General features: G+C 51.5%; 3 tRNA genes and 3 rRNA genes. All 6 read right to left on the bottom strand.

The annotated features are described in order from the left end of the window. Nucleotides 1–193: 193 nt before the first annotated feature. The 6 genes from AC5EFR_RS11435 to AC5EFR_RS11410 all read right to left on the bottom strand — a co-directional run bounded on the left by AC5EFR_RS11435 (nucleotide 194) and on the right by AC5EFR_RS11410 (nucleotide 6,072). A tRNA-Met gene (locus AC5EFR_RS11435) sits at nucleotides 194–270 on the bottom strand. 245 nt (nucleotides 271–515) lie between these two features. Beyond that, a 5S ribosomal RNA gene (gene rrf, locus AC5EFR_RS11430) occupies nucleotides 516–630 on the bottom strand. Between the two features lie 156 nt (nucleotides 631–786). After that, nucleotides 787–3,636, bottom strand: a 23S ribosomal RNA gene (locus AC5EFR_RS11425). 487 nt (nucleotides 3,637–4,123) lie between these two features. Continuing rightward, nucleotides 4,124–4,199 (bottom strand) — tRNA-Ala (locus tag AC5EFR_RS11420). A gap of 113 nt (nucleotides 4,200–4,312) precedes the next feature. Then, nucleotides 4,313–4,389: transfer RNA gene (locus AC5EFR_RS11415), tRNA-Ile, on the bottom strand. A gap of 223 nt (nucleotides 4,390–4,612) precedes the next feature. Next, a 16S ribosomal RNA gene (locus AC5EFR_RS11410) occupies nucleotides 4,613–6,072 on the bottom strand. The 16S, 23S and 5S rRNA genes sit together here with 3 tRNA genes alongside, the layout of an rRNA operon. Between the last annotated feature and the right edge of the window lie 345 nt (nucleotides 6,073–6,417).

The following is a 6,417-nucleotide window of genomic DNA, read 5'->3' as shown; positions in this document are numbered from 1 at the left end:
GCCGGATCCGCCGCACAAGATCACTGGGGTTATAGATGTCACAGGCATTACAAGAATCCCAACTGGAATAGTTCAGTCCTATGTGTCCCTGAGACCAAGGTTTGGGACAAGCGAGAGATTGGAAAAAATCGGTTTTGTTGCAAGGATAGCGGAGGTGCGGCTATCACATTGGCGTGCTTATTTTTGTTAAATTTGGTTGCGGGAGTAGGATTTGAACCTACGACCTTCAGGTTATGAGCCTGACGAGCTACCGGGCTGCTCCATCCCGCGACACTATGTTTGTGCTAGCGCCTATCGGCTACTTGAGCACGTCTTGGAGTACCTTTTGAGGGGTATTCCAATGTATTTGGACGTTTGTCGCTGTCGCGATTTGGGTCCGAATGTCGATTTTCTCTTGGGCGATTGAGCCTTTGAGACCGGTGGGGCGCGGCATGAGGCGACGTCCCGGGTATTTCCCCGATATCTGGTGTGATGTTGGGGATAGAGATCGTTTAGAGATTGTTGGTATTTATTAGGTTTGGCGGTGACCTACTCTCCCACACCTTAAGATGCAGTACCATCGGCGCAAAGGCACTTAACGGCCGGGTTCGGGATGGATCCGGGTGTTTTGCTCTCGCTATGACCACCAAACCGAATAAATACCAACTCCGACGCTTCAGTGAAGCGCCGGTAATCAATCACGTTGTCCAAGTCTTTCGACTTATGATGTGTATGCTTTGAGTTTGTCAGTAAAATTGCGCTACCGCTTTGCTCGTTGAGCGCTGCGAAGTCTAATTATTACTGGATCAAATCAAGCCTATCGGACCATTAGTACCAGTCAGCTGAGTGCATTGCTGCACTTACACCTCTGGCCTATCGACGTGGTAGTCTTCCACGGTCCTCAGGGAGATCTTGTTTTGAAGGGGGCTTCCCGCTTAGATGCCTTCAGCGGTTATCCTTTCCGATCATAGCTACCCAGCACTGCTATTGGCATAACAACTGGTCCACCAGTGGATCGTTCACCCCGGTCCTCTCGTACTAGGGGCAACTCTTCTCAAATCTCCTACACCCACGGCAGATAGGGACCGAACTGTCTCACGACGTTCTAAACCCAGCTCACGTACCTCTTTAAATGGCGAACAGCCATACCCTTGGGACCTGCTCCAGCCCCAGGATGAGATGAGCCGACATCGAGGTGCCAAACACTGCCGTCGATATGGACTCTTGGGCAGTATCAGCCTGTTATCCCCGGCGTACCTTTTATCCGTTGAGCGATGGCCCTCCCACTTGGGACCACCGGATCACTATGGCCGACTTTCGTCTCTGCTCGACTTGTCAGTCTCGCAGTCAGGCTGGCTTCTGCCATTGCACTCAACGAGCGATTTCCGACCGCTCTGAGCCAACCTTCGCGCGCCTCCGTTACGCTTTAGGAGGCGACCGCCCCAGTCAAACTACCCGCCACGCAGGGTCCCGGATCCGGATAACGGACCGCGGTTAGACATCAAGCAGAATAAGGGTGGTATCTCAAGGGAGGCTCCACCAGAACTGGCGTCCTGGTTTCAAAGCCCACCACCTATCCTGCACATATTGTGCCTGATGCCAGTGCGAAGCTGTAGTGAAGGTGCACGGGGTCTTTCCGTCTAACCGCGGGAAGCCTGCATCTTGACAGGCAATTCAATTTCGCTGAGTCTATGTTGGAGACAGCGGGGAAGTCGTTACGCCATTCGTGCAGGTCGGAACTTACCCGACAAGGAATTTCGCTACCTTAGGACCGTTATAGTTACGGCCGCCGTTTACCTGGGCTTCAATTCAGAGCTCTCACCCCTCCTTTTAACCTTCAGGCACCGGGCAGGCGTCAGACCCTATACGTCGTCTTGCGACTTCGCAGAGCCCTGTGTTTTTAGTAAACAGTCGCCACCCCCTGGTTTGTGCCCCCGACGATCAAACGCCGGGCCTCCTTCTCGCGAACTTACGGAGGTATTTTGCCGAGTTCCTTCAACATAGTTCTCTCAAGCGCCTTGGTATACTCTACCTATCCACCTGTGTCGGTTTAGGGTACGGTCTCATGAAGGGCTATTTCCAGGAACCGTCTTGAATATGCTCCAATCCGATAAGGAACATACGTCGCCACGATCCGTCACATCCTTCTGGCCCAGGAATATTAACCTGGTTCCCATCGACTACGCCTTTCGGCCTCGCCTTAGGGGCCGGCTTACCCTGCTCAGATTAGCTTTAAGCAGGAACCCTTGGATTTTCGGCGAGAGTGTCTCTCACACTCTTTGTCGCTACTCATGTCATCATTCTCACTAGTGATCTCTCCACCGGATGCCTTACAGCCCGGCTTCATCGAAAGCACTTAATCCTGCGCTACCGCTTCGCTACTTGAGCGCGATGCTCAAATATCTAAGCGGCAGAAGAGGACAAGTGCTATGTCACACTACGCTCTGCTACCATGCACTATGTGCATCCTAAACTTCGGCTCATGGCTTGAGCCCCGTTACATCTTCGCCGCAGGACAACTTATTTAGACCAGTGAGCTGTTACGCTATCTTTAAAGGATGGCTGCTTCTAAGCCAACCTCCTGGTTGTTTTGGTCGTCCCACCTGCTTTCCCACTTAGCCATGAATTAGGGGCCTTAGTTGTAGGTCAGGGTTGTTTCCCTCTCCACTACGGACGTTAGCATCCGCAGTGTGTCTGCCATCTAGTACTCCTCGGTATTCGGAGTTTGATTAGGATCAGTAAGGCTGTGGGCCCCCATTACCCATTCAGTGCTCTACCCCCGAGGGTATTCGGATGACGCTCTACCTAAATAGATTTCGCAGAGAACCAGCTATCTCCGAGTTTGATTGGCCTTTCACCCCTAGGCACAACTCATCCCGACCTTTTTCAACAGGTGTGGGTTCGGACCTCCAGTACATGTTACTGTACCTTCATCCTGGTCATGCCTAGATCACTCGGTTTCGGGTCTGATCCATCTAACTCGACGCCCTATTAAGACTCGCTTTCGCTGCGCCTACACCTAACGGCTTAAGCTTGCTAGATAGACCAAGTCGATGACCCATTATACAAAAGGTACGCCGTCAGCTCGCAAGGAGCCTCCGACTGATTGTAGGCGTTCGGTTTCAGGTACTGTTTCACTCCCCTCGTCGGGGTGCTTTTCACCTTTCCCTCACGGTACTGGTTCACTATCGGTCAGTAAGGAGTACTTAGCCTTCGAAGGTGGTCCTCCGATCTTCAGACAGAATTTCACGTGTTCCGCCCTACTTAATACGTCCTATCATGCTTCTCATACGGGACTATCACCCACTATGGTTGTGCTTCCCAACACATTCTGATCACACTCAAGGCTCGGCTGGTCCCCGTTCGCTCGCCGCTACTAGGGGAGTATCAATTGATTTCCTTTCCTCCGGGTACTTAGATGTTTCAGTTCCCCGGGTTTGCTCTTTAAGACCTATGTATTCAGTCAAAAAGTACCTGGTTAAGCAAGATATTGAGTACCCAAGGGTAACAATATCAAACTTTCAGGTGGGTTGCCCCATTCAGAGATCCATGGATCAAAGCTTATTCTCAGCTCCTCATGGCTTATCGCAGAGTATCACGTCTTTCATCGCCTCTTACTGCCAAGGCATTCACCAAACGCCCTTCTCGCGCTTGATTTGATCCAGTAAAAACAAGACTTTATATTTGCGCTACCGCTTACGCTACTTGAGCGCGAGACGATCCCACAAATGGTCATGTAACGAGACACAGACTCGGCATGAGATGTGTCCCTATCTTACCAGTTCAAATGCATACATTTTCCCGCCTCAGTGTTTTCACTGAGACTACTCAGACTTGCGTCTGAGCCGGTACATCTGGGTTAGAGATGTACCTTGGTTAGTGTACTTGACTTGGACAACAATTGCTTTTTCAGGAATGCAGACATCAGGCGTTTCCGGCTAGGAACATCCCAATGCTCGTCACATCCGAAGATGAGACACATAACTGAGGTTTACTGCATACTTACAGCAACCAGCAATGTTGATTGATTAATCTCTATACGATGTCAATTACGGCGGGTCTCCCCGACGCGTCCGATTGGACGGATAAGAACCAAACTGGTGCTTATCGATCAAATCGAAAGGGTATCTGCTTTCTTGCAGAATGGTGGAGCCTAGCGGGATCGAACCGCTGACCTCCTGAATGCAAATCAGGCGCTCTCCCAGCTGAGCTAAGGCCCCAAAAATCGCGCGATCCAGAGGGCCGCTTTCGTGCGCTTTTGTCACCAAAAGCCACTGCCGCTGTCCTTCAAGAGGCACTGTTGTTTCTGACAAATTGCAAGCAATTTGCAGAGTGGTGGGTCGAGGAGGACTTGAACCTCCGACCTCACGCTTATCAGGCGTGCGCTCTAACCACCTGAGCTACCGACCCAGCTGATTTTGCTGCTGCAAAATCGGCGTCGCCCAACAGGCGACTTTCGCAAGAAAGTCTGCCGAAAGGGCAACTTCTCACGGGAACCGGTAGGCTCACGTGTATTTCTGAAGAGATATGAGGACGGTTTGGTTCGTCAATGTGCGATCGGCAAAGGTACCGATCTTATATGCTAAGTGTATCACGAGATCAGCAAGCTGATCTAAGCTAGATACATCCTTAGAAAGGAGGTGATCCAGCCGCAGGTTCCCCTACGGCTACCTTGTTACGACTTCACCCCAGTCGCTGATCCTACCGTGGCCGCCTGCCTCCCGAAGGTTAGCGCAGCGTCGTCAGGTAGAACCAACTCCCATGGTGTGACGGGCGGTGTGTACAAGGCCCGGGAACGTATTCACCGCGTCATGCTGTTACGCGATTACTAGCGATTCCGACTTCATGGGGTCGAGTTGCAGACCCCAATCCGAACTGAGACAGTTTTTTGAGATTAACTCATTGTCACTGCCATTGTAGCACGTGTGTAGCCCAACCCGTAAGGGCCATGAGGACTTGACGTCATCCACACCTTCCTCCCGCTTATCACGGGCAGTTTCCCTAGAGTGCCCAGCCGAACTGCTGGCAACTAAGGATGTGGGTTGCGCTCGTTGCCGGACTTAACCGAACATCTCACGACACGAGCTGACGACAGCCATGCAGCACCTGTCACTGCGTCCCCGAAGGGAACGCCCGATCTCTCGGGTTAGCACAGGATGTCAAGGGTTGGTAAGGTTCTGCGCGTTGCTTCGAATTAAACCACATGCTCCACCGCTTGTGCGGGCCCCCGTCAATTCCTTTGAGTTTTAATCTTGCGACCGTACTCCCCAGGCGGAATGCTTAATCCGTTAGGTGTGTCACCGAATAGCATGCTACCCGACGACTGGCATTCATCGTTTACGGTGTGGACTACCAGGGTATCTAATCCTGTTTGCTCCCCACACTTTCGTACCTCAGCGTCAGTATCGAGCCAGTGAGCCGCCTTCGCCACTGGTGTTCCTCCGAATATCTACGAATTTCACCTCTACACTCGGAATTCCACTCACCTCTCTCGAACTCTAGACTAGGAGTTTATGAGGCAGTTCCAGGGTTGAGCCCTGGGATTTCACCCCATACTTTCTAATCCGCCTACGTACGCTTTACGCCCAGTAATTCCGAACAACGCTAACCCCCTCCGTATTACCGCGGCTGCTGGCACGGAGTTAGCCGGGGTTTCTTTACCAGATACTGTCATTATCATCTCTGGCGAAAGTGCTTTACGACCCTAAGGCCTTCATCACACACGCGGCATGGCTGGATCAGGCTTGCGCCCATTGTCCAAGATTCCCCACTGCTGCCTCCCGTAGGAGTCTGGGCCGTGTCTCAGTCCCAGTGTTGCTGATCATCCTCTAAAACCAGCTATAGATCGTAGACTTGGTGAGCCGTTACCTCACCAACTATCTAATCTAACGCGGGCTAATCCAAATCCGATAAATCTTTCCCCCGAAGGGCGTATACGGTATTACTCTCAGTTTCCCGAGGCTATTCCGTAGATCTGGGTATATTCCCACGCGTTACTAACCCGTCCGCCGCTCACCCGAAGGTGCGCTCGACTTGCATGTGTTAGGCCTGCCGCCAGCGTTCGTTCTGAGCCAGGATCAAACTCTCAAGTTGAAAAGCTGTTACCAGCTTATCCTTGACGTTCGAACCTCTGCACATCTCTGATACTCATGACTGCTTTGGGGGCAAGTCACTATGTCGACCCGGCTAGGAACCAACACGTATCAGAAGTCATCTGTTTGATAACGTGCTTCAGTTTACCAAAGTAAACAAAAGCCGCTACAAACAGTGAAGCTGACATTCTATCATCGGAACCGAAACCCCTAAGAATGCTGATATGCAGACATTTGTTCATCGAATGAACCAAAACCGCCCACATATCTCTTCAGATAGTCACTATGTCAAATAACGCGGAACCATGCATCTCCAGAGACAAAAACAAACCATCCGCGCAAGTCA

The organism is Pelagimonas sp., assembly GCF_058892305.1.
This window is presented reverse-complemented; position numbering and strand designations above follow the sequence as displayed.